Source organism: Krasilnikovia cinnamomea (assembly GCF_004217545.1).
Classification (GTDB): Bacteria; Actinomycetota; Actinomycetes; order Mycobacteriales; family Micromonosporaceae; genus Actinoplanes; species Actinoplanes cinnamomeus.
This window is the reverse complement of sequence record NZ_SHKY01000001.1, coordinates 402,530-423,782: the sequence shown is the minus strand read 5'-3', so window position 1 is coordinate 423,782 and position 21,253 is coordinate 402,530. Positions and strand designations below refer to the sequence as shown.

18 protein-coding genes are annotated in these 21,253 nt (G+C 73.6%); 12 read left to right on the top strand and 6 right to left on the bottom strand.

Annotated elements, in window-relative coordinates; translation table 11 throughout:
* Positions 1-27: 27 nt before the first annotated feature.
* Both EV385_RS01755 and EV385_RS34760 read right to left on the bottom strand, forming a co-directional pair.
* Positions 28-588 carry a class IV adenylate cyclase gene (locus tag EV385_RS01755; RefSeq protein ID WP_207229729.1) on the bottom strand — a complete coding sequence of 187 codons (561 nt, stop codon included), beginning with the start codon at positions 586-588 and terminating at the stop codon, positions 28-30.
* Positions 589-598: 10 nt separating this feature from the next.
* Complete coding sequence (locus EV385_RS34760) at positions 599-1,366, bottom strand: helix-turn-helix domain-containing protein (RefSeq protein ID WP_130507853.1); 768 nt, start codon at positions 1,364-1,366, stop codon at positions 599-601.
* Between the two features lie 116 nt (positions 1,367-1,482).
* On the opposite strand from EV385_RS34760, the gene EV385_RS34755 reads away from it, so the two are divergent.
* From EV385_RS34755 to EV385_RS01735, 4 genes are all read left to right on the top strand, one after another.
* On the top strand, positions 1,483-1,734 hold the full coding sequence (locus tag EV385_RS34755) for a hypothetical protein (protein ID WP_242624644.1): 252 nt from the start codon (positions 1,483-1,485) through the stop codon (positions 1,732-1,734).
* Positions 1,735-1,784: 50 nt separating this feature from the next.
* Complete coding sequence (locus EV385_RS34750; protein ID WP_242624643.1) at positions 1,785-2,306, top strand: LamG domain-containing protein; 522 nt, start codon at positions 1,785-1,787, stop codon at positions 2,304-2,306.
* A 60-nt stretch (positions 2,307-2,366) separates the two neighbouring features.
* A complete protein-coding gene (locus EV385_RS01740) occupies positions 2,367-3,350 on the top strand; it encodes an endonuclease/exonuclease/phosphatase family protein (protein WP_130507852.1) in 984 nt (327 codons plus the stop codon).
* Between the two features lie 210 nt (positions 3,351-3,560).
* Complete coding sequence (locus EV385_RS01735) at positions 3,561-5,327, top strand: glycoside hydrolase family 6 protein (protein ID WP_130507851.1); 1,767 nt, start codon at positions 3,561-3,563, stop codon at positions 5,325-5,327.
* Between the two features lie 46 nt (positions 5,328-5,373).
* On the opposite strand, the gene EV385_RS01730 is transcribed toward EV385_RS01735, so the two are convergent.
* Positions 5,374-6,189, bottom strand: coding sequence for a hypothetical protein (locus EV385_RS01730; protein ID WP_130507850.1), 816 nt, complete (start codon positions 6,187-6,189; stop codon positions 5,374-5,376).
* 448 nt (positions 6,190-6,637) lie between these two features.
* Here EV385_RS01730 and EV385_RS01725 point away from each other — a divergent pair, with 448 nt between their 5' ends.
* The 6 genes from EV385_RS01725 (at position 6,638) to EV385_RS01700 (ending at position 15,153) form a co-directional block, all read left to right on the top strand.
* Positions 6,638-8,437: a translation initiation factor III gene (locus EV385_RS01725; RefSeq protein ID WP_242625215.1), complete on the top strand. Its 1,800-nt coding sequence runs from the start codon at positions 6,638-6,640 to the stop codon at positions 8,435-8,437.
* A gap of 52 nt (positions 8,438-8,489) precedes the next feature.
* Positions 8,490-9,962 carry an NADH-quinone oxidoreductase subunit NuoF family protein gene (locus EV385_RS01720; RefSeq protein ID WP_130507848.1) on the top strand — a complete coding sequence of 491 codons (1,473 nt, stop codon included), beginning with the start codon at positions 8,490-8,492 and terminating at the stop codon, positions 9,960-9,962.
* A gap of 23 nt (positions 9,963-9,985) precedes the next feature.
* Positions 9,986-10,492 (top strand): TlpA family protein disulfide reductase, encoded by a 507-nt coding sequence (locus EV385_RS01715; RefSeq protein ID WP_130513005.1) that lies wholly within the window; start codon positions 9,986-9,988, stop codon positions 10,490-10,492.
* A gap of 39 nt (positions 10,493-10,531) precedes the next feature.
* Entirely contained in the window at positions 10,532-11,371 is an 840-nt protein-coding gene (locus EV385_RS01710; RefSeq protein ID WP_479723875.1) for a cytochrome c biogenesis CcdA family protein, read from the top strand.
* Positions 11,368-13,260 carry a serine/threonine-protein kinase gene (locus EV385_RS01705; RefSeq protein WP_130507846.1) on the top strand — a complete coding sequence of 631 codons (1,893 nt, stop codon included), beginning with the start codon at positions 11,368-11,370 and terminating at the stop codon, positions 13,258-13,260. Before EV385_RS01710 ends, EV385_RS01705 begins: the two co-directional genes overlap by 4 nt.
* 138 nt (positions 13,261-13,398) lie before the next feature.
* Positions 13,399-15,153: a serine/threonine protein kinase gene (locus EV385_RS01700; protein ID WP_130507845.1), complete on the top strand. Its 1,755-nt coding sequence runs from the start codon at positions 13,399-13,401 to the stop codon at positions 15,151-15,153.
* A 44-nt stretch (positions 15,154-15,197) separates the two neighbouring features.
* Here EV385_RS01700 and EV385_RS01695 read toward each other — a convergent pair whose 3' ends face one another.
* Both EV385_RS01695 and EV385_RS01690 read right to left on the bottom strand, forming a co-directional pair.
* Positions 15,198-17,678, bottom strand: a complete 2,481-nt coding sequence (locus EV385_RS01695; protein WP_130507844.1) for a Tex family protein — start codon at positions 17,676-17,678, stop codon at positions 15,198-15,200.
* 70 nt (positions 17,679-17,748) lie between these two features.
* Positions 17,749-18,771, bottom strand: a complete 1,023-nt coding sequence (locus EV385_RS01690) for a helix-turn-helix transcriptional regulator (protein WP_242625214.1) — start codon at positions 18,769-18,771, stop codon at positions 17,749-17,751.
* Between the two features lie 64 nt (positions 18,772-18,835).
* Here EV385_RS01690 and EV385_RS01685 point away from each other — a divergent pair, with 64 nt between their 5' ends.
* Together EV385_RS01685 and EV385_RS01680 are read left to right on the top strand one after the other, a co-directional pair.
* Positions 18,836-19,555, top strand: coding sequence for a PP2C family protein-serine/threonine phosphatase (locus EV385_RS01685; RefSeq protein ID WP_130507842.1), 720 nt, complete (start codon positions 18,836-18,838; stop codon positions 19,553-19,555).
* Positions 19,556-19,577: 22 nt separating this feature from the next.
* A complete protein-coding gene (locus EV385_RS01680; protein WP_242624640.1) occupies positions 19,578-20,093 on the top strand; it encodes a GNAT family N-acetyltransferase in 516 nt (171 codons plus the stop codon).
* A 15-nt stretch (positions 20,094-20,108) separates the two neighbouring features.
* Here the strand turns inward: EV385_RS01680 and EV385_RS01675 are convergent, their stop codons facing one another.
* A complete protein-coding gene (locus tag EV385_RS01675; RefSeq protein WP_130507840.1) occupies positions 20,109-21,245 on the bottom strand; it encodes a response regulator in 1,137 nt (378 codons plus the stop codon).
* Positions 21,246-21,253: the final 8 nt, after the last annotated feature.

Sequence of the window (21,253 nt, the reverse complement as noted above, 5' to 3'; positions counted from 1 at the left end):
GCGGACGGAGCCGCGGACAGCCGTCCGCTACCGGGCGGCGCGAGCGGCACGGACCGCGTCCGTGTACAGCTCTGTGGTCAGCTCGCCTGCGGTGACGCCCAGTTCGCCGAGAAGATCCAGAGCTGCGGCGAGCGCCTTGTCGACCTCGTGCGCTTCGGCCATCGTCTCTACTTCGAGGAAGGTGCCAACGATCTCCGGCACCTCGACCACCGTGGCCAGAAAGTCACGGCCGAGGTGGGACAGCCGATAGTTCTCGCATTCCTTGATCAGCTCGACTATTGGGTGATACCCGAGCGAGCGCAGGAGGTGGTCGACGGCCCGCGGCGCTCCCACGGTCGACTCGTGCTCGGGCTTCGACCCGGAAACCTCGTCGACGGCCGGTTCCTTGAAGGTCAGCAGGTGGCTCCGAACTTCACCGGAGTCGACGCTGCGCAGCCGCAGTTCCCGCCCGGTGTGGTCGAGGTCCTCGCCCGCGGTGTCGTAGTAGGTGTCCTGGTAGATCTCGCGGGTCGGCGCTGCCCGGGCGGCCAGGGCGGCACGGACGGCTCCAGGGTTGCTCAGGCGGGCCTTGAGCTCGGCTTCGATCACCGTGGACTCCTCAGATGACGCGGCGGGCGTGGGCGGACATCTCGTCGAACTGTTTGCAGTAGCCTGACCAGAAGCTTCCGCGCGGTGTCTTGGGGATTTCGTAGATCGTCGACTCGTGGCCCTCCCAGCCAGGGGCGAAGCTCGACACCCAGAGGACATCGTCGACACGGATGGTGCGCCAGATCGGCTGGCTGGAGTACAGGGACACGGTCAGGTCGAGGTTCTCCGCGGACGCCGTCAGCTCCTCGAGCCGGGCGAGCGTGAATTTGATGCCGGAGGCGAACGCGGCGGGGTTCTCGCCGATTTCACCCGCCCGGGTGGCGGCCGCCTCGCAGCCGGGTTCGAGCAGCAGGATGCGCGCCTTCAACGGGCAGCCGCGTCGGGCCAGCGTGGGCCGTAGCAGAGAGTCGTTGAGGCCGAGGATGCCGAGGCCGCGAATTGCCAGCACGTCGACTTGCCCGGCGACCTCGGCGCGTCGTCTGATCTCGTCAGCGACCGGGCCCTGGTGAGCGAAGTGGCGGACGACCTCGGACGCGATCCGGTCCGGCGCGTTAGGCGGGCGGGTGGCTGCGGCTGCGGCGGCGAGTCGACCGCCGGCGTCGAGGAGGTGGTCGAGGCGCTTGGCGATGTCGGACGTTGGTACTTTGCGGCCGGTCTCCCAGTCGCCGATCAGGCTCTTCGAGTGGTTGGTGAGCGGCTGGAAGGCGCGCAGCGACAGGCCGCGTGCGAGGCGGAGCTGGCGTAGCAGTTCGCCGAAAGCCGGGGCAGGTCCGTCCACAGTGTCACCTTCCGTCGGCGGTCAGTGGGTCGGGCGGCTCCGATGGCCCTCGCGAAAGTTGAGTCTAGCCAGCAACTCGCACGGCGACGCCGGTCTCCGCCGGCGCGCACGGCGGCGTGATCGACTTCCACCAGTACCTCGGCCCGGCCTACCTGTCGCCCAGCGGCGAGCGGGTGGCCATCGACGGCGAGCACGGCGGCTTCGGCTTCAAGGTCGCCAACCACATGTGGTTCGGCGACGGGCACGCGTACGAGATGGAGCCCGGCGCGGCGACCCTGACCGGCAAGTACGTGGGACAACCAGGAGGACGTGCTCGCCCCGACGCGGGCGTGCGGCATCAGCGCGGCCGTGTACACCCAGCTCACTGACGTCGCGGGGAGGTCAACGGCTTCTTCACGTACGACCGGCGGGTGGCCAGATGGACCTCGACCAGGTCCGGGCGATCAACACCAGGATCATCGCCGAGGCGGACGGCTCGGCCGGTCAGGTGCCCCAGCCGGCACCCGGCACACCCGGGCTCACCGGGATCGCCATCTACCCGCTCGACGGCACGGGCGTGGCCGCTGCCGGTGGCCACGACGCGACCCCGGTCGGTGGCGCCGCCTTCGTCGCCGGTCACACCGGACAGGCCGTGGCCCTGGACGGCGCGACGCAGTACCTGGGCACCGGTGCGCCCCTGCTGAACACGGCATCGGACTACACCGCCGCCGCGTGGGTGAGGCTCGACAAGGCCGACGGCGCCTTCCAGACCGTGGTCAGCCAGGACGGGCCCAGCAACAGCGACTTCTACCTGCAGTACTCCGGGGCCGACCAGCACTTCACGACGAGCTTCGCCGGGGTGCGCGCTGGCGCCCCGGCCGGGCCGGAGCTCGGGGGACTGAGCGCCCCGGCGACCCCGGCCGACACGGCCGGGGTCGCCGGATCGGCCGCGATTAGTTGACCGGTGCGAAATCACCGACAGAACCGCAGGTCAGAGCAGGTTCCGGGGCTAGCGTGGGGCATGGCAGAGCTGCGGGTGGCCACGTTCAACCTGGAGAACTTCGACGAGACCGCGGCCGGGGAGCGGCCCAGCCTCGGCGAGCGGATTACCCTGATGCGCCCGCAGATCGCCCGGCTGCGCGCCGACGTGGTCTGCTTCCAGGAGGTCAACGGCCAGGAGCGGCCCGGCCGCCCGCGCGCGCTGCTGGCCCTGCGCGAGCTGCTGACCGGGACCGCGCTGGAGCGGGCCGAGCTGGTCAGCACCCGCCCGCAGGGCGACGAGGTGTACGACGAACGGAACCTGGTCGTCGCCACCGCCCTGCCCGTGGTGGCCCGCGAGCAGCTCAAACACCAGCTGGTGGCCGCGCCCCGCTATCAGCGGCTGACCGCGGTGCCCGCCGACGCAGCGCCGGTCGAGGTGAGCGTCGAGCGGCCGATCCTGCACGTCGAACTGTCCACCCCCGACGGTCTCCCGCTGCACATGATCAACGTCCACCTCAAGTCGAAGATCCCCACCCCGATCCCGGGGCAGACCGTGGACGCGTACACCTGGCGCGCGGCCGACGCCTGGGCCGAGGGGGTGTTCCTGTCCAGCATGAAACGGATGGCGCAGGCGGTGGAGGTGCGCCGCCTGGTCGACCGGATCCTGGACGCCGACCCGGCGGCGCGGGTCATCGTGGCGGGCGATTTCAACGCCACCCCCGACGACGTGCCCGTGCTGGCCATCCGGGGCAACGTCGAGGACACCGGCAACGGTGATCTGGCGGGCCGGGTCCTCGTGCCGATCGAGAACACGGTGCCGTTGTCGAACCGGTACACGCTGTTCCACCAGGGCCGGGGCGAGATGTTGGACCACCTGCTGGTGACCCGCAATCTGCTGGCCTACTACCGGGGCTCGGAGATCCACAACGAGGTGCTGCACGACGAGAGCGCGTCGTTCGCCACGGACCGCAAGTACCCCGAGTCGGACCACGCCCCGGTGGTGGCCACCTTCGACCTGCCGTAGCACCGCCGGTTACTCAGCTGTTTCCGAGTCGTCACAGAACGATTGCGCTGGGAGCGCTCCCATGCCATGCTGACGGGGCGGTCGCAGTGACCGATGTCCATGTGTCGATCACCGCCGACCGGCCCCGGGTGTCGGCAGTCGCGACCTCGCCGGTCAGCCCGGCCACACTGCCCGGTCGCGCCCCCACTCCATCCCCGAGGAGCCCCCACCATGAGATCCGATCCACCCACCCGGCGCTCACGCCTGGCACGCGGTGCCACCGCGGCCCTCGCCGCCGCCGTTTCGGGCGCCGGCGTCGTCGCGCTCGCCCCCGGCGCGCACGCGGCGGCCGGCTGCCGCGTGGCCTACTCCGTCAACCAGTGGAACACCGGGTTCACCGGGTCGATCAACCTGACCAACCTCGGCGACCCGATCACCGACGGCTGGACGCTGACCTGGGAGTTCGCCGGCAACCAGCGCATCACCCAGGGCTGGAACGGCACCTTCAGCCAGTCCGGCCAGCGGGTCAGCGTGGCCAATCCCGGCTGGTCCGCGTCGCTGGCCACCGACGCCACGGCGTCGCTCGGCTTCAACGCCGACTACTCCGGCACCAACACGGCCCCCGCCACGTTCTCGCTCAACGGCGTCGCCTGCACCGGCACGACCCCGACCACCCCGCCCCCGACCACCCCGCCCCCGACCACCCCGCCCACCACGCCCCCGACCTCGCCGGCCCCCGGGTCGCGGGTCGACAACCCGTACGTCGGGGCCAAGGGCTACGTCAATCCCGAGTGGAGGGCCAAGGCGGAGGCCGAGCCGGGCGGCAGCCGGATCTCGCAGAACCCCACCGCCGTGTGGCTGGACCGGATCGCCGCCATCGACGGCGCCACCGGCAGCGGTTCCAACGGCGCCATGGGTCTGCGCGACCACCTCGACGCCGCGCTCGCCCAGGGCGCCGGCTACATCCAGCTCGTCATCTACAACCTGCCCGGCCGCGACTGCGCCGCGCTGGCCTCCAACGGCGAACTGGGGCCCACCGACCTGCCCCGCTACCAGGCCGAGTACATCGACCCGATCGCCGCGATCCAGGCCGACGCCAGGTACCGCGGCCTGCGCATCATCAACGTCATCGAGATCGACTCGTTGCCGAACCTGGTCACCAACACCGCCGGCCAGGCCGGTGCCACCGCGATGTGCGACACCATGAAGAGCAACGGCGGATACGTCAACGGCATCGCGTACGCGCTGCGCAAGCTCGGGGCGATCGGCAACACCTACAACTACCTCGACGCGGCGCACCACGGCTGGATCGGCTGGGATTCCAGCTTCGGCCCCACCGCCGACCTGATGCTGCAGACCGCCCGGGCCTCCGGGGACGTCCGCAACGTCACCGGGTTCATCACCGACACCGCCAACTACTCGGCGCTGCGGGAGCCGCACTTCACGGTCGCCTCGACGGTCAACGGGACCTCCGTACGGCAGTCGAAGTGGATCGACTGGAACCAGTACGTCGACGAGCTGACGTTCGCCACCGCGTTCCGGAGCAAGCTCGTCTCGATCGGCTTCGACCCGGGCATCGGGATGCTCATCGACACCTCCCGCAACGGCTGGGGCGGCCCGAACCGGCCCACCCGGGCCAGCACGTCGACGGACGTGAACACGTTCGTCAACGAGTCGCGCGTCGACCGCCGCATCCACGCCGGCAACTGGTGCAACCAGTCCGGTGCGGGCCTGGGCGAGCGGCCCACGGCGGCCCCCGAACCGGGCATCGACGCGTACGTGTGGGTCAAGCCGCCGGGGGAGTCGGACGGCTCCAGCACCCTCATCCCGAACGACGAGGGCAAGGGTTTCGACCGGATGTGCGACCCGACGTACACCGGCAACGCCCGCAACGGCAACAACCTGACCGGTGCCCTGTCCGGGGCTCCCCTGTCGGGGGCCTGGTTCTCCGCCCAGTTCCGTGAGCTGATGGCCAACGCGTACCCGCCGCTGTCCTGACCGGGACCGGGCCCCCGCCGCTCCGGAGTGGCGGGGGCCCACCAGGTCACGGGGCCGGGTAGAACGAGGTCGGCATGGGGTGGCGTGCCGCCCGGTTGCGGGTACGCAGCCGCAGCAGCAGGCCCACCCCGGCGAAGACCAGCAGCGCCCCGACGATCAGGCCGGGCCCGAGCAGGCCGGAGGAGCCGTCCGAGGAGGAGGCGGCGTTGTCGGCCGCCGGGGCGGCCGCGCCCGGGTTCCGCCCGGACGGTTCCGTGGTGTCGCCGACGGCCGCGCCGCCGGTGTCGTCCGACTCGTCCGGTGACGGGCTCGGCTCGGCCTCCTCGGACTCGCTCGGCTCCGGCTGCGCACCCTCGCCCTGCACCGTGGCGGTCGTGACGGCGGCACCCAGCGCCCGCACACCCCCTTCGAACGCCTGCACCTCCAGCGTGATCCGGCCCTGCGGCGCGTCCTCGTCCACCGCGATCCGGTACCGCGCTGTCACGGTCTTGCCCCGGCACAGTTCACCCGGGTCGAACTGCACATCGGTCAGGCGGGCGGCGTCACCGGCGGCCTGCACCTGCACCGCGAAGTCGCCGTCGTCCTCGATCCGCTGCACGCGTACCTGATCGAGGCTGGGGCCCTCCGCCCGCAGCACCGCCGACCAGCGCACCTTGCGGCAACGGCCGCCGCGGTCCGTCGTGACGACGGCGGTGACCGTGTCCGCGTCCTCGCCCGCGTCGAGTGTCCGGGGTGCCTCGGTGATGCGGACCTCGGCCCCACCGGGGCCGGGCGCCGCCGAGGCGGCACTGGGCAGGACCAGGAACGCGGCCGCGGCCGCGACCACCGGCACCGCCAAGAGCAGGGCAGCACGATGCCGCACGGCGACCATCTCCTTACGCTCAGGCGTCAGCTTGCTCGCTCACGAGGTAGTTCGGGCGGCGCCGCCGAAAGGTTCACCACGTGTGCGGGATTACCCGCGCGGGGACCTTACTTTTCTCTTACCCGTCGGTTGCGCTCCGATGTCTTCGCAGCTCAGAGGCCATGCAAGCGGGTGCCCTAGCAGCCCGGTGCAAAGTTGCCGACAAAGAAGTTGCGGATCGTTCATCCGCACGCGGCCCGCACACGTAGATGGGGATTGGGCAGGGACTGGCCGCAACGCACGGTGAGAAAGGTAGGTCTGCGGCACCGCCCAACGGAATAGCGCGGGGCATCCCCCACGGGTGCCGGCGTCAAGGAAGGCCCGCCGAGACGCGACCGCTGCGGAGAACGAGGAGTCAATGGCCCGGACGAAGCTGAACCAACGATCCGCCAATCGTGGAAGCGTGCCGATGGACGCCACCGGTGGCCCCACCCCGCCGTCGAAGCTCGCGATCGTGACCCTCGCGGTCTCGATCATCCTGGCGATCTGGGCCGCCGCGATGCTCACGCCGGCCGGCCGTGTCCTGTACGTCTATGTCTTCGCCTATCTCGAGTACTACATGGGTGTGCTCACCCTGGTGTCGCTCTCGATCACCATCATGCTCGGCCTGGTCAGCACCGACCGGCTCGTGCTCTCCATCCGGCAGCGCGTGCTGCTGCAGTCCGCCCACCGCACCTTCGGCGTGATCGCCGTGGGCGCGCTCGGCGTGCACCTGTGGGCGAAGCTGATGGAGCAGCACATCGATGTGATCGACGTGTTCATCCCGTTCCTCCACGGGAACTTCTTCGTCGGCTTCGGCACGATCTCCGCGATCATCATGGTGGTGGTCCTGTGGAGCGGCATCGCGCGGGCCCGGTTCATCGGCCGCGGCAAGCCGTGGATGTGGCGTTCGGTGCACGCCAGCTCGTACCTGATGTGGCCGCTCGCGGTGGTGCACGGCCTGAACGCGGGCCGCCCCGGCGCGGTCTGGGTCATCGTCAGCTACGTCGTCTGCATCCTGCTGGTCGTCCTCGGCCTCGCCGTGCGCGTCTCCGTCAGCCTGAACCGCAAGAAGGACTTCGCCTCCCAGTCCGGCACCAGCACGGGCGCCATGAAGCCGGTCGGCAAGCTCGCACCCAGCGGCGCCGCCGGAATGAGGAAGCGCCGCGACGGCGACCGGTTCGGCTCGCGGATCTCCTCCAACCCGGGCCTCACCGAGACCGCCGTGCTGGAGCCCTGGGTCCCGGCCGCCCCCGCGCCCGCCGGAGACAAGCCGGCGGCCAAGGCGGACAGCGCCCCGCCCGCCAAGGCGGATGGCCGGTCCGAGTACGACGAGGAGGTGTACCGGCGCGAGACCCGGTCGCGCCGCGGCGCCGGCGAGGAGGACCGCGCGCCACGCGGCCGGCGCGAGGACGGGTACGAGGCACCGCGCTCGCGCCGCCACGCCGACTCCGACGGGCCCGCCCGGCGCCCGGCGCCCCGCTTCGACGAGGAGACCCGCGCGATGTCGCAGCGGGCGATCGAGTCGGGCCGGCGCCACTTCGAGGCCGAGGAGGAGCCGGCGCCGCGCTCGCGCCGCCGCACGGGCGAGCAGGAGCAGTACGTGCCGCCCCGCTACGAGCGCGAGACCCGCGCCGGCCGCTACGCCGAGGACGAGCCCGCCCCCCGGCAGCGCCGCGCCATCGAGGCCGCTCCGGCCCGTGGCTGGTACGCCGAGGACGAGCCCCGCCGCGCCCCGCGCGGCGACGACGAGCCCCGAGGCCGCCGGTACGCCGACGACCCGCCCCGCGGCCGCCGCTCCGCCGAGGACGACGGGTACGCCGACCCGCGGCCCCGCCGCGCCGACCGGTGGGCCGATCCCGGCTACGCGCCGGGCCTCCCGGAACCCCGCTCGACCCGGTACTCTGACGACCCCTCGCCCGCGCCCCGCTCCCGGCGCGACCGTGGGGATCGCGGTGGCGACGTCGACCGGGCCGACTCCGGGCGGCACAGCCGCAGCGAGTTCGTCGACCTCGGTGGCCCGCAGTACGACCGTCAGGCGTGGGGCCCCGACCTGGAGCCCGACGAGACGCCCACCCTCGTGGACATGGCGTCGCGGCGGGCCCGCCGGGCGGAACAGCCCGAATCCCCGCGCGGGGCGAGCCGGGGGGCTCGTCGCGGTCGGGGACGTAGCACCGACGATGTGGCCGACGACCAGTACTGGCGTCAGCTGCGAGGAGAAGCGCAGTGAACATGCACCACCACGGCAGGGGTGACGCGGGGCGGCGCCGGGGGGCGCGGCCATGAGCGCGTCCAAGGTTCCACCGGTCACCGCGATCGGGACCCCGCGCATCACCGCGGGTTTCGACGAGTACGGCCGCCTCGACCTGGTCGCCCACCAGGAGGTACACGGCGGCTTCGCGGCGCTCAGCTCGGGGGAGCTGATCGGGCTGGCGGACCGCATCGAGCTGCGCGGCCGCGGCGGGGCGGGGTTCCCGTTCGCCCGCAAGGTGCGCGCGGTGCTGGACTCCTGCCGCCGCCAGGACCTGCCGCCGGTCATCGTGGTCAACGCGACCGAGGGTGAGCCGCCGTCCTGGAAGGACAAGGCGATCCTCACCCGGGGCCCGCACCTGATCCTCGACGGGGCCGCGCTGGCCGCCGCCGCCCTGGACGCCGAGGAGATCGTCATCGGTGTCGCCGACGACGGCATCGGCCAGGACTCGCTCGCGGCGGCGCTGGCCGAGCGCAAGATGCCCGTACCGACCCGGATTGTCACGGTGCCGCACCGGTTCATCTCCGGTGAGGGTGGTGCCCTGGTGCGCGGCATCAACGGCGAGGCCCACATCCCGCCCGGGCGCAAGGTGCGCTCCAGCGACAACGGCGTGATGGGCCTGCCCACCCTGCTGTCCAACGCGGAGACGTACTCGCAGCTGGCCATCGCCGCGCGGCTCGGGCCGTGGGAGTACAACAGCGTCGGCATCCCCGAGGAGCCCGGCACGGTCATGCTGACCGTCGGCGGCTCGGCCACCGCGCCGGCCGTCGTCGAGGCCCCGACCGGGACCCCGCTCATGGACATCCTCACCATGTGCGGCGCGGACATCGGGCCCGGCATCCTGGTCGGCGGCTACCACGGCAAGTGGCTGTCCGCCGAGGCCGCGAAGACCGTCACGATCAGCCGCAAGGGCTTCGCCAAGGCCGGGGCCACCCTCGGCGCCGGCATGCTGCTGCCGATCGGGTCGTCCACCTGCCCGCTCGGCGAGGTCGCCCAGGTCACCCAGTACCTGGCCGGGGAGTCCGCCGGGCAGTGCGGGCCGTGCCGGCTCGGCCTGCCCGACCTGGCCCGCTCGGTCACCCTGGTCTCGCTGGGCGGCAACGCGCTGGAGGACGTGCGCGCCGCCGCGGGTGTGGTCAAGGGCCGCGGCGCGTGCAGCCACCCGGACGGCACCGCCCGGTTCGCGCTGTCCGCGCTGGAGATCTTCCACAAGGACGTCGCGGCGCACGCCAACGGCGAGGGCTGCGGCAAGCAGGTGCGCGGCATCCTGCCGCTGCCCTACCACCAGAATCAGGGCGTACGCAAGCTCGCCCTCGACTGGTCGCGGTGCGACGGGCACGGGCTGTGCTCCGCCGTCGCGCCCGAGATCATCCGGCTCGACGCCAACGGTTTCCCGGCGTTCCCGACGACGCCCCTGCCGCCATGGCTGGAGGACGGCGCCCGCCGGGCCGTCAACGTGTGCCCGGCGCTCGCGCTGCGGCTCACCGAGGCGGCCGGGAAGTGACCCGGCGGGCCGTGGCGGCGGCGATGGCTCTGGCGGTGGCGGCCGCCGGCCTCGCCGCCGCCACGGCCGGCTGTGCCGCCCGCCCGGCAGCCGAGACCGCCGCGAGCTCCGGCTCGGCGGCGAGCGTTCCGGCGAACCTGCGGTTCACCGGCCGCACCCTCGACGGGGCGGCGTACGACGCGGCCACCCTCGCCGGCCGCCCCACCGTGCTGTGGTTCTGGGCCCCGTGGTGCGCGACCTGCGCGGCTCAGGCACAGTCCGTGGCCGACCTCAAGGACACGTACGGCGACCGGCTCGCCGTGCTCGGCATCGCCGGGATGGGCGACAACACGGCGATGCACCGGTTCGTGGCGGACCTGACGGTGGGCACCGTGCCGCACCTGGACGACGGGCAGGGCGTCCTGTGGCGCCGCTTCGGGGTCACTGAGCAGAGCACGTACGTGCTGCTGGACCGCGCCGGGGCGGTGCGAATCTCGGGCTACCTCGACGACCTGCAGCTCACCGCCCAGATCAAGGCGCTGGTGGCCTGAGTCGTGCAGGTGCCGGTGCTCCTCGCCCTCACCGCCGGGATGCTCGGCGCCGTGAACCCGTGCGGATTCGCGCTGCTGCCCGCGTACCTGTCCCTGCTGGTGTCCGCAGACGGCGGACCCGCCGGGGCGGCCCCGGTGGTCCGCGCGCTGCGCTGCACCGCCGCCCTCACCGCCGGGTACGTCGCCGTGTTCGGCGCGTTCGGCCTCGTGGTCGCGCCGCTGGCCGCGCGGGTCCAGCCGCACCTGCCGTGGCTGACCGTCGTGCTCGGCACGCTGCTGGCCGCGATCGGTGGATGGTTGGTGGCCGGGCGCTCGCTGCCCGCGCTCGGCGCCCGGCTGCGCGCCCCCCGGCTGACCGGCTCGCTCACCTCCACTGCACTGTTCGGCGCCGGGTACGCGCTGGCCTCACTCGGCTGCGCCGCCGGTCCGTTCCTCGCCATCGTGGCCGCGTCCCTGCGCGCCGGAACCATCGGCGCCGGGCTGGCGCTGTTCGCGGCCTACGCGCTCGGCATGGCGATCGTCGTCGGCGTCGTCGCGGTCGCCGTGGCGCTGGCCCGGACCTCGGCCGTGACCCGGCTGCGGCGGGCCGCCGCCGTGGTGCCCCGCCTCGGCGGCGCGGTCCTGCTGATCTGCGGCGCATACGTCGCCTACTACGGCTGGTACGAGCTGCGCCTCGCCCGGGACCTGCGGGTCTCGGGACACGACCCGCTCGTCGCCGCCGCCACCGGCCTGCAGCGCCGGATCAGCGACCTGATCGGCGGCGTCGGCGCGGGCTGGCTCGCCGTGGCGCTGCTGGTGCTCGTCGCGGCGGGGCTGCGGTGGCAGCGCCGGGCCGAGCCGGCGGGCGCCGCTGGCGCGGTGGGAGGCGGGGCCCGATGAGTGCACCCGCCGCGCCCCCGGTGCAGGCCCTGCACCGCAACGACCCGCGCCGGCTGGGCCGGTACCGGCTCGTCGGGCGGCTCGGATCCGGCGGCATGGGTGTCGTCTACCTCGGCGAGGACCCCGATGGCGGCCCGGTCGCGGTCAAGCTGGTGCACGCCGTGCTGTCGCACGACCCGGAGTTCCGCCAGCGGTTCCGCAGCGAGGTGCAGCGGGCCCGCCAGGTGCCGTCGTTCTGTACGGCGGAGGTGCTGGACGCGGACCTCGAACACCAGCCGCCGTACCTGGTGGTCGAGTACGTTCCCGGGCCCAGCCTCGGCCAGGTGGTCGAGGAGCGCGGGCCGCTGACCGCCGCGAACCTGCACTCCGTGGCCGTGGGAGTGGCCACCGCACTGGCCGGCATCCACGGCGCGGGCGTCATCCACCGCGACCTGAAGCCGGAGAACGTGCTGCTGGCCCCGGGCAGCCCCAAGGTCATCGACTTCGGCATCGCCCGGGCGTTCGAGGCGACCAGCCAGCTCACCCGCACCGACCAGATGGTGGGCACGGTGGCGTACATGGCGCCGGAGCGGTTCTCCTCCGAGCCGGGCGTGCCGCTGACCGCCGCCGCGGACGTCTTCGCGTGGGGGTGCGTGGTCGGGTACGCGGGCACCGGGCGCACCCCGTTCCGGGCCGACTCGCCGCCGGCCACCGCCGCGCGCATCCTCACCCAGCCGCCGCACCTCGACGGGCTGGCCGAGCCGCTGCGCAGCCTCGTCGAGTTGTCGCTGGCCAAGGACCCGGCGGAGCGGCCCACCGCCCGCGAACTGCTCGACATGCTGCTCGGCGAGGCGCCGGTCCGGCGTCCGGCCGGCCCCGCGACACGCACCGGGCCCCGGCCGCCCCAGGCCCCGGCTCGGCTCGCCGGACCGCCTCCGGCGTATCCGGGCCGGGCGACCTCGGCGGCCCCGGTCCGCCCGCCCGGCGGCCCGGTCGCGTACGCCCGGCGCCCGCGCGGTGGCCGCCTGCTGGCGGCCCTGGCGATGCTGCTGGTCCTCGCCGGTCTCGGGACCGTCGCCGCGGTGCTGCGCCTGGACAGCCTGGCGCGCGACGCGCTCATCTCCGACTCCGGTCGCGGCGGCGACCCGGATGGCTCTGGCGGCGGCTCGAACGGCTCTGGCGCGGACGACGGCGCCGACGGTTCCGGTGCGGACGACGGCGCCGACGGTTCGGGTGCGGAGGCGGACGGCGGTGCCGACGGTTCGGGTGCGGACGCGGACGGTGGCAGCGCGGACGCGGACGGTGGCAGCGCGGGCGGGGACGGTGGTGGCCCGGGCGCCGCTCCGGTCGAGCCGTCCGGCGAGCCGGACCTGCAGGATTCGCTCGACTCGCCCGCCCAGTGGCGCGAGACCGCGCGGCGCGCCGACGGTGCCGGCTGCACCGTCCGCGGGGTTCTGCGCGCCACCCTCCCCGGCCCCGGCACCCTGCAGTGCCCGGGCCCGGCGGAGCAGTTCCCGGGCGACCTCGCCGTCGAGGTGAGCGTCACCCTGCTCAACGCGGGCGGCTGCGCCGCCGTCTGGTACCACTGGGATTCCGAGGCGGGCGGTCAGGTCCTGCGGGTGTGCCAGCGGGAGCTGTCGGTCGCCGCGGACGCCCCCGGGGACCAGCAGGTGTTCGGCACGGTGCCGCTGCCGCGCCCGATCCCGCTGGGCGCCGACACCCGGATCCACCTGGTCGTGCGCGAGGGGCGGGCCGAGCTGTTCCTGGCCGGGGAGTTCGCCGGTGCCCTCCCGCTGCCCGCCGACTCACCCCAGGACGGCCAGGTGGTGCTCGGCGCCAGCGTGGCCGCGCCGGCCGCCCGGGCCGCGACCTCGGTGACCTTCGCGGACGTCGCGATCCAGTCCCTCTGAGGCCCCGCCGCGATCACGGAGTGTCAGTTAGGCGGCAACGCGCGGCAGGGGGTTCGCAGGCACTGACATTGCCCGATAAGGTGCCAGTCGGCCGCGGGTCGGCGGCCGTTCGAGGGCTGGGATGGGCGTGGGGGCACGATGACGAACGAGCGCGCGGCACCGCTGTGGTCGCGTGACCCGCGCCAGCTGGGCAAGTACGAGGTCGTCGGCCGGCTCGGGCAGGGCGGCATGGGCACGGTCTACCTGGCCCGCGACCCCGGCGGGACGCTGGTGGCGGTCAAGGTGGTCCGGGCGGACCTGGCGCCCGACGACGAGTTCCGGCGGCGCTTCCGCAGCGAGGTCGACCGGGTCCGGCAGGTGCCGCCGTTCTGCACCGCGGAGGTGCTCGACGCGGACCCCGACCACGAGCTGCCGTACCTCGTGGTCGAGTACGTCGACGGCCCGAGCCTCGCCGACGTCGTGCAGGACCGCGGCCCGCTGACCTCCGCGAACCTGCACTCCGTGGCGATCGGCGTGGCCACCGCGCTCACCGCCATCCACGGCGCCGGGGTGATCCACCGCGACCTCAAGCCCCGCAACGTGCTGCTGGCGCCCGGCAGCCCCAAGGTGATCGACTTCGGCATCGCCCGCGCGCTGGAGGCGACCACCGGCCTCACCCGCACCGACCAGATGGTCGGGACGGTGGCGTACATGGCGCCGGAGCGCTTCGGCGACGACGTCCGGCACACCCTGACCCCGGCCGCGGACATCTTCGCCTGGGGCGGCGTCGTCACGTACGCGGGCACCGGGCGTACCCCGTTCTCGGCCGACTCGCCGACCGCGACCGCCGCCCGGATCCTGACCCAGCCGCCCACCCTGGACGGACTCTCCGGTCCCCTGCGCGACCTGGTCGCGCACGCTCTGGAGAAGGACCCCGCGAACCGGCCCACCGCCCGCGAGCTGCTCGACCTGCTGGTCAGCGGCGCCCGGCGGACACCGGCCGCGGCGGCCGCCCTGGCCGACCAGCCGGGGCTGCGGGCGGCCACCGAGGAGGCCCAGGCCGCCACCGGGTACGACACGAACCGCCAGCTCACCATGCTGAACCCGGCGCCCGAACTGGCCGGGATCGTCGACGGCGAGGCCGAGACCCGCCCGGTCGCCGCGTTGCGGTCGGCCCCGCCCGCCGAGCCGGACGGGGCGAAACGCGGGCCGGGCCGGGCCATCGCCGCGGCCGCGGCCGTGGTGCTGCTGGTGGCGGTGCTCGGCATCGCCACGCTGCTGGCGATCGGCCCGCCGTGGTACGCCGGCGCGGGCGAGCCCACCACGAGCGCGACGGTCACCGCGCCCGCACCCACCCCGCTCATCACCGACGCGCTGACGGTCCGGTCGTTGTGGCAGTCGACGTCGGACGCCAACGAGAAGGCGAGCTGCTCGTTCGAAGGAGCCCTCGTGGTGCGCCGGGAGAGCTCCGGGTCGTTCCGCTGCCGGGGCCCGCTGGATCAGGTCCCCAACGACCTGCGCACGGAGGTGGATCTGGAGCTGCGCACCCCGGGCAGTTGCGCGAGCATCTGGCTGCGGTTCAAGGCGGTTCGCGGCTACCAGGTGCGGTTCTGCGAGAAGGCCGTGTACGTGGGCGTGCACAAGCGGGCGAATCCGGACGTCTACAAGACGTTCCCGCTCGACGCCGCACCGATCGCCGTCGGTGGCCCGCCCACCCACGTCACGATCACCACCGTCGGCGACACCGTCGAGATCTCGCGCGACGGCACGGCGCTGGGCACGGTGCCGCTGCAGGACCGCGATCTCATCACCGACGGGCGCGTCGTGCTGGGCATCTTCACCGAGGAGGGTGTGCCCGCCGGGCAGGCCTACGAGGTGGCCTTCCGCAACGTCGAGATCTACTCCGCGAGCTGACCGGCCGGGGTGACGCGGCGCCGCGTCACCCCGGCTCCGGCGGATCAGTCCTTGGCCAGGCCCGCCCGCCGCAGGGCGTCCGCCATCGCGCCGCCGTTGAAGCTGCCGCCGGAACCGGAACCGGATCCGCCCGAGCGACCCCGCTGGCCACCCTGCCGCTGCTGACCGTCGCGCGGCTGGCCCTGCCGCTGCCCGCCCTGCCGCTGCTCGCCCTGCCGCTGCCCGCCCTGCTGGCCCTGGCGCTGCTGGCCCTGGCGGGGCCCGTCACCCTGGCGCTGCTGGCCCTGGCGCGGCCCGCCGCCCTGGCGCTGCTGGTCCTGACCGCCCCGGCCGTCGCGGGAGCGGCCGCCCGGCTCCCGGCGCGGGGTGTCCTCCAGCCGCATCGTCAGCGAGATCCGCTTGCGGGCCTCGTCGACCTCCACGACCCGGACCTTGACCACGTCGCCGGACTTCACGACGTCGCGCGGATCCTGCACGAACGTGTTCGACAGCGCCGACACGTGCACCAGCCCGTCCTGATGCACCCCGACGTCCACGAACGCGCCGAACGCGGCCACGTTCGTGACCACGCCCTCCAGGATCATGCCGGGCTTCAGGTCGGCGATCTTCTCGACGCCCTCGGCGAACGTGGCGGTGGTGAATGCGGGGCGCGGGTCCCGGCCCGGCTTCTCCAGCTCGCGCAGGATGTCCGTGACCGTGGGCAGCCCGACCTTGTCCGTGACGAACCGGTCCGGCTTGAGCCCGCGCAGCAGCGGGCTGTTCCCGATCACCGTGCGCAGGTCCGAGCCCGCCGCCGCGAGGATCGTCCGGACCACCGGGTACGACTCGGGGTGCACGCTGGAGGCGTCCAGCGGGTCGTCGCCGTCCGGGATGCGCAGGAAGCCAGCGCACTGCTCGAACGCCTTCGGACCCAGCCGGGCCACCTGCTTGAGCGCGGAGCGGTTGCGGAACGGCCCGTTCGCGTCGCGGTGCAGCACGATGTTCTCGGCCAGCCCGGCGCCGATGCCGGAGACCCGGGTCAGCAGCGGCGCGGACGCGGTGTTCACGTCGACCCCGACCGCGTTCACGCAGTCCTCCACGACCGCGTCGAGCGACTTGGACAGCTTCAGCTCCGACAGGTCGTGCTGGTACTGCCCGACGCCGATCGAACGGGGGTCGATCTTCACGAGCTCGGCGAGCGGGTCCTGCAGGCGGCGGGCGATCGAGACCGCCCCGCGCAGCGAGACGTCCAGGCCGGGCAGTTCCTGCGACGCGTACGGGGAGGCGGAGTAGACCGACGCGCCCGCCTCGGACACCATCACCTTGGTCAGCGTCAGCTCGGGATGCCGCTTGATCAGGTCGGCGGCCAGCCGGTCGGTCTCCCGCGACGCGGTGCCGTTGCCGATGGCGACCAGCTCCACGCCGTGCGCGGCGGCGAGCCCGGCCAGCTTGTGGATCGACTCGTCCCACTGGTTCCTGGGCACGTGCGGGTAGATCGTGTCGGTGGCCACGCACTTGCCGGTCGCGTCGACCACGGCCACCTTCACGCCCGTACGGAAACCGGGGTCCAGGCCCATCGTGGCCCGCGTGCCCGCGGGCGCGGCCAGCAGCAGGTCCCGCAGGTTGGCCGCGAAGACCCGGACCGCCTCGTCCTCGGCCGCCTGCCACAGGCGCAGCCGCAGGTCCGCGCCGAGGTGCACGAGGATCCGGGTACGCCAGGCCCAGCGCACCGTGTCGGCCAGCCACTTGTCCCCGGGCCGCCCGTGGTCGGCCACGCCGAAACGGGCCGCGATCCGCGGCTCGAACGACGACGCGTCCTCGGGCTCCGGCTCCATGGTCAGGTCGAGGACGTTCTCCTTCTCGCCCCGGAACACCGCGAGGATCCGGTGCGACGGCAGCTTCGTGTACGCCTCGGCGAAGTCGAAGTAGTCGGCGAACTTCGCGCCCTCGGTCTGCTGGCCGTCGCGCACCTTCGCGATCAGCCGGCCCTTGGTCCACATGAGTTCGCGCAGCTCGCCGATCAGGTCGGCGTCCTCGGCGAAGCGCTCGACGAGGATGGCGCGGGCGCCGTCCAGCGCGGCGGCGGCGTCCGCGACACCCTTGTCGGCGTCCACGTAGGCCGCCGCCTCGGTGCGCGGGTCGCGGGTCGGGTCGCCCAGCAGCAGCTCGGCGAGGGGCTCCAGTCCGGCCTCGCGGGCGATCTGCGCGCGGGTGCGCCGCTTCGGCTTGTACGGCAGGTAGATGTCCTCCAGCCGCGCCTTGGAGTCGGCGGCCAGCACCTGCGCCTCGAGGGCCTCGTCCAGCTTGCCCTGGGAGCGGATCGACTCCAGCACCGCCGCGCGGCGGTCCTCCAGCTCCCGCAGATAGCCCAGCCGCTCCTCCAGCGTGCGCAGCTGCTGGTCGTCCAGGGTGCCCGTGACCTCCTTGCGGTAGCGGGCGATGAACGGCACCGTCGCCCCGCCGTCCAGCAGCTCCACCGCCGCGGTCACCTGGCGCTCGCGCACCCCGAGCTCCTCGGCGATGCGCTGATGAATCGTGGTCGTCACTCGTTCACCTCTCGTAGGACTGCCGCGACGATTGTGCCCAAGGCCGCCGGGGGTTGTCGCGCCGCCCCGCTCATCGGTGCACGCTGGGGTGACGATCCGGGGTCCCGGCGCGGACCGCCCGCAGGGCCACCTCGGTGCGGGACGAGGCGCCGGTCTTGCGCAACAGGTTCGACACGTGCACCGTCACGGTGCGCACCGAGATCTCCAGGGCGCGGGCGATCTGCTTGTTCGACATCCCTTCGGCGAGGCAGCCGAGGACCTCCCGCTCCCGGGCGGTCAGCTCCTTCGGCGGCTCGGGAGCCGGATCCGGGCCGGCGTCGGGCCGCAGGTAGCCGGGCAGCGGCTCGTCGACCAGCGCCTGCGGGCCCCGCCCGGCCGCCATCGCCAGCAGCTCCGTCAGCCGGTACGGGTTGCCGCCGGTACGCCGCCACACCGCCGACGCCAGGTGCGCCGACGGCGCGTCGTCCGGGTACGCGTGCGCGATGATCTCCGCGACGTGCCCGGCGTCCAGGGCGCCGAGGTGCTGGCGTACCGCGCCGGGCACCCCGGAGAGCCGGGCCAGGCTGCGCGCGGCCAGTTGCGGGGAGACCGCGTCGTCGGGTGGGCGGCTGGTGACCAGCAGCAGGGTGGGCAGGTCCGTGGCGGCCAGCTCGCCGACCAGGTTCAGGCTGGCCGGGTCGAGCGCGTGCAGATCCTCCACCACGAGCACCGCCGGTCCGGTGCCGACCAGCGCCCGCACCGCGCCCACCGCCAGCCGCAGCAGCGCCTCGGGCGTGTACCGCTCCCGGGGGACGTCGGGATGCTGGGCCAGCCACGCGAGGGCGTCCGGCGGCACCGGCAGCGCGCTGGTGTCCCGCCCGGCCAGCACGGCGGCCAGCCAGTCGTACGGCGCGGGGGAGTGCAGCCGCGCCGCGCCCGCCAGCACCGTGCCCGCCCGAACGTCGCGCAACAGCGCCCCGACCAGGGCGCTCTTGCCGGTGCCCGGCTCACCCGTGAGCACCGCGGGCAGGCATCCGCCGCCGTCGTCGACCCGCTGCCACGCCCGCCGCAGCTCGTCGAGCGCGGCGGCGCGTCCCACCATTGGTACCGCCATCACCACCCAACACTACGTAGTAGGTACTACAGACACCGCCGCAGGTTCTTGGCAGTCTGGTGGCATGACGCTGGTGTTACGCGCCGTCACGGCCACCGATCAGGGACTCGTGCGCGACAACAACGAGGACGCGGCGTTTGTCGGCGCCCGGCTGCTCGTGGTCGCCGACGGCATGGGCGGCCTGCCCGCCGGGGAACTGGCCAGCGACATCCTGGTGCGCACGCTCGCGACCGTCGACGAACTGCCCGACTCCGGGGAGCCACTGCAGGACCTGATCACGGCGCTGGGCACCGCGAACGAGAGGATCGAGGCGGCGGTCGCCGACGACGGCGCGCGTGATGGCATGGGCACCACCGTGACGGCGCTGATGCTGACGGGCGACGCGATGGCCGCGCTCAACGTCGGTGACTCCCGCTGCTATCTCAGCCGCGACGCCGTGCTGACCCAGCTCACCCGCGACGACACGTACGTGCAGGCGCTCGTGGACTCCGGGGTGCTCACCCCGGCGGACGCGCGCCGCCACCCGCAGCGCGCGCTGGTCACCCAGGCGGTGCAGGGCGGCCCGCTGCGGCCTGCCGGGCGGATGGTGCCGGTGCGGGCGGGCGACCGGTTCCTGCTGTGCAGCGACGGGCTCTCCGACTACGTCACCGACGACGTGATCGCGTCGACGCTGCGGGACCACCCGGACCGGCAGGAGTGCGCGGCCGAACTGATCGCCCGCACCCTGGAGGCGGGCGCCCCCGACAACGTCACGGTCATCGTCGCCGACGTCGAGGAAGCCTGAGCTGCTCACCACCGAACGGCTGGTGCTGCGCCGCTTCTCCGGCGCCGATGCCGCCGCGCTGTCGGCGTACCGGTCCGATCCGGACACCGCCCGCTACCAGTCCTGGGACGCCCCGTTCCCGCTCGACGAGGCGCGCGCGTTCGTCGCCGAGATGGCGGTGTCCGACCCCGACGGCCCGGGATGGTTCCAGTACGCGGTCGAGCGCACCGCCGACCACGTCCTGGTCGGCGACGTCGCGGTCGGCACGCACCCGAACGGGCGGCAGGCGGAGCTCGGTTTCACCCTGGCGCCGGGGCACCGCGGCCACGGGTACGCCACCGAGGCCGTGACCGCAGTCCTGGATCACCTGTTCCGGGTTCGCGGACTGCACCGCGTCTCGGCCGAGTGCGACGCCCGCAACCTCGCCTCGGCCCGCCTGCTCGCACGCGTCGGCTTCACCCGCGAGGGGCTGCGCCGCCAGCACACCTGGGCCAAGGGTGAATGGACCGACGACCTGCTGTTCGGCCTGCTCGCCACGGACTGGCTGACCCGTCGTTGAGACCGGCGCGCAGGGTCACGCGGTGACGAGGATGCGGCCTTTCAGGCCGGTGGAGTCGTTGAAGTTGCGGACCCGGTCGAGCAGCTGCTCGGTGACGATCTCGCCGCGGGAGACCAGCAGCAGGTCGAGGGCGGAGTGCACGTCGTCGGCGAGTTCGTCGCCGATGGCGAGTTCCTCGGCGGTGACCTCGCGGACGGCCTGGTTCGGCAGCGCGACGCCGGCGTAGCCGGCCAGGGCGGCGACGAGTTCCGGGCGGTGGGTCTTCCGCATGGTGAGCGTGGCCAGGGCGAGGTCGGCGGGGGTGCCGCGGTGGATCAGCGCGTCGTATTCGCGGACCGCCTGCAGCACCAGCGCGCCGTGCGGGGCGTCGGCCGGTAGCGGCCACATCGGGTCGCGGTCCGTGCGTAGCTGGTGCTGGATGATCGTACGGACCGGTGCCAGGCCGGGCACGTGGATCAGCACCGCGGCGGCGCGGTCGAACAGGTCGGCCAGCACCCGCCCTTCCGCGTCGTTGTGCGGGATGCCGGTGATGACGGCCTCGGCGGTGGATTCCGGCAGCGTGACCGCGCCGACCATGGTCAGTTCGGCGGCCAGCTCGATCTGCCACGCGTGGGGCACCTGGAGGGTGGCGCAGACGTGTGCGGCGATGCGGCGCATCCGGTGTGCGCGTTCGACCAGGGCGGGTTGGGCCTGGGCGAGCGTGGCCAGTAGCGCCTGGACACTGCCGGCGAGGGCGGCCTGGGCCTGGCGCGGATCGGTGCGGGTCGCGGCCCGGTGCTGCACGGTGGCGGCGGCGACGGTGTTGTGTAGTTCGACCGGCGGGCAGGGCTTGAGCAGCAACTCGAAGACGCGTCCCTGGTTGATCGCCGCGACGGTGTCATTGAGGTTGATCTCGTCGGCGAGCAGGACCCGGGTGGTGTGCGGGGACACGGCGTAGGCCCGCTGGAGGACCGTGATGCCGCCGACGGTGGGCATGTTCATGTCCGCGATGAACACCTCGAACGGGTCGGCGGCGGCGTCGGCGAGCCGGCCCAGCGCGTCGCCCGGGTCGGTGGTGGTGACCACCTGGTAGCTGGTGCGCAGCATCCGTTCCAGCTCGTTCAACATACGGGGATCGTCGTCGAGGCACAGGACACGGGACGGGGCGGTCATCGGGGTCG

Excerpts from the sequence above, each read along its gene's own strand:
- EV385_RS34750 (WP_242624643.1), top strand. The coding sequence starts at position 1,785 with ATGGACCTCGACCAGGTCCGGGCGATCAACACCAGGATCATCGCCGAG.
- EV385_RS01740 (WP_130507852.1), top strand. The coding sequence starts at position 2,367 with ATGGCAGAGCTGCGGGTGGCCACGTTCAACCTGGAGAACTTCGACGAG.
- EV385_RS01735 (WP_130507851.1), top strand. The coding sequence starts at position 3,561 with ATGAGATCCGATCCACCCACCCGGCGCTCACGCCTGGCACGCGGTGCC.
- EV385_RS01725 (WP_242625215.1), top strand. The coding sequence starts at position 6,638 with ATGGACGCCACCGGTGGCCCCACCCCGCCGTCGAAGCTCGCGATCGTG.
- EV385_RS01720 (WP_130507848.1), top strand. The coding sequence starts at position 8,490 with ATGAGCGCGTCCAAGGTTCCACCGGTCACCGCGATCGGGACCCCGCGC.
- EV385_RS01715 (WP_130513005.1), top strand. The coding sequence starts at position 9,986 with ATGGCTCTGGCGGTGGCGGCCGCCGGCCTCGCCGCCGCCACGGCCGGC.
- EV385_RS01710 (WP_479723875.1), top strand. The coding sequence starts at position 10,532 with ATGCTCGGCGCCGTGAACCCGTGCGGATTCGCGCTGCTGCCCGCGTAC.
- EV385_RS01705 (WP_130507846.1), top strand. The coding sequence starts at position 11,368 with ATGAGTGCACCCGCCGCGCCCCCGGTGCAGGCCCTGCACCGCAACGAC.
- EV385_RS01700 (WP_130507845.1), top strand. The coding sequence starts at position 13,399 with ATGACGAACGAGCGCGCGGCACCGCTGTGGTCGCGTGACCCGCGCCAG.
- EV385_RS01690 (WP_242625214.1), bottom strand. The coding sequence starts at position 18,771 with ATGGCGGTACCAATGGTGGGACGCGCCGCCGCGCTCGACGAGCTGCGG.
- EV385_RS01685 (WP_130507842.1), top strand. The coding sequence starts at position 18,836 with ATGACGCTGGTGTTACGCGCCGTCACGGCCACCGATCAGGGACTCGTG.
- EV385_RS01675 (WP_130507840.1), bottom strand. The coding sequence starts at position 21,245 with ATGACCGCCCCGTCCCGTGTCCTGTGCCTCGACGACGATCCCCGTATG.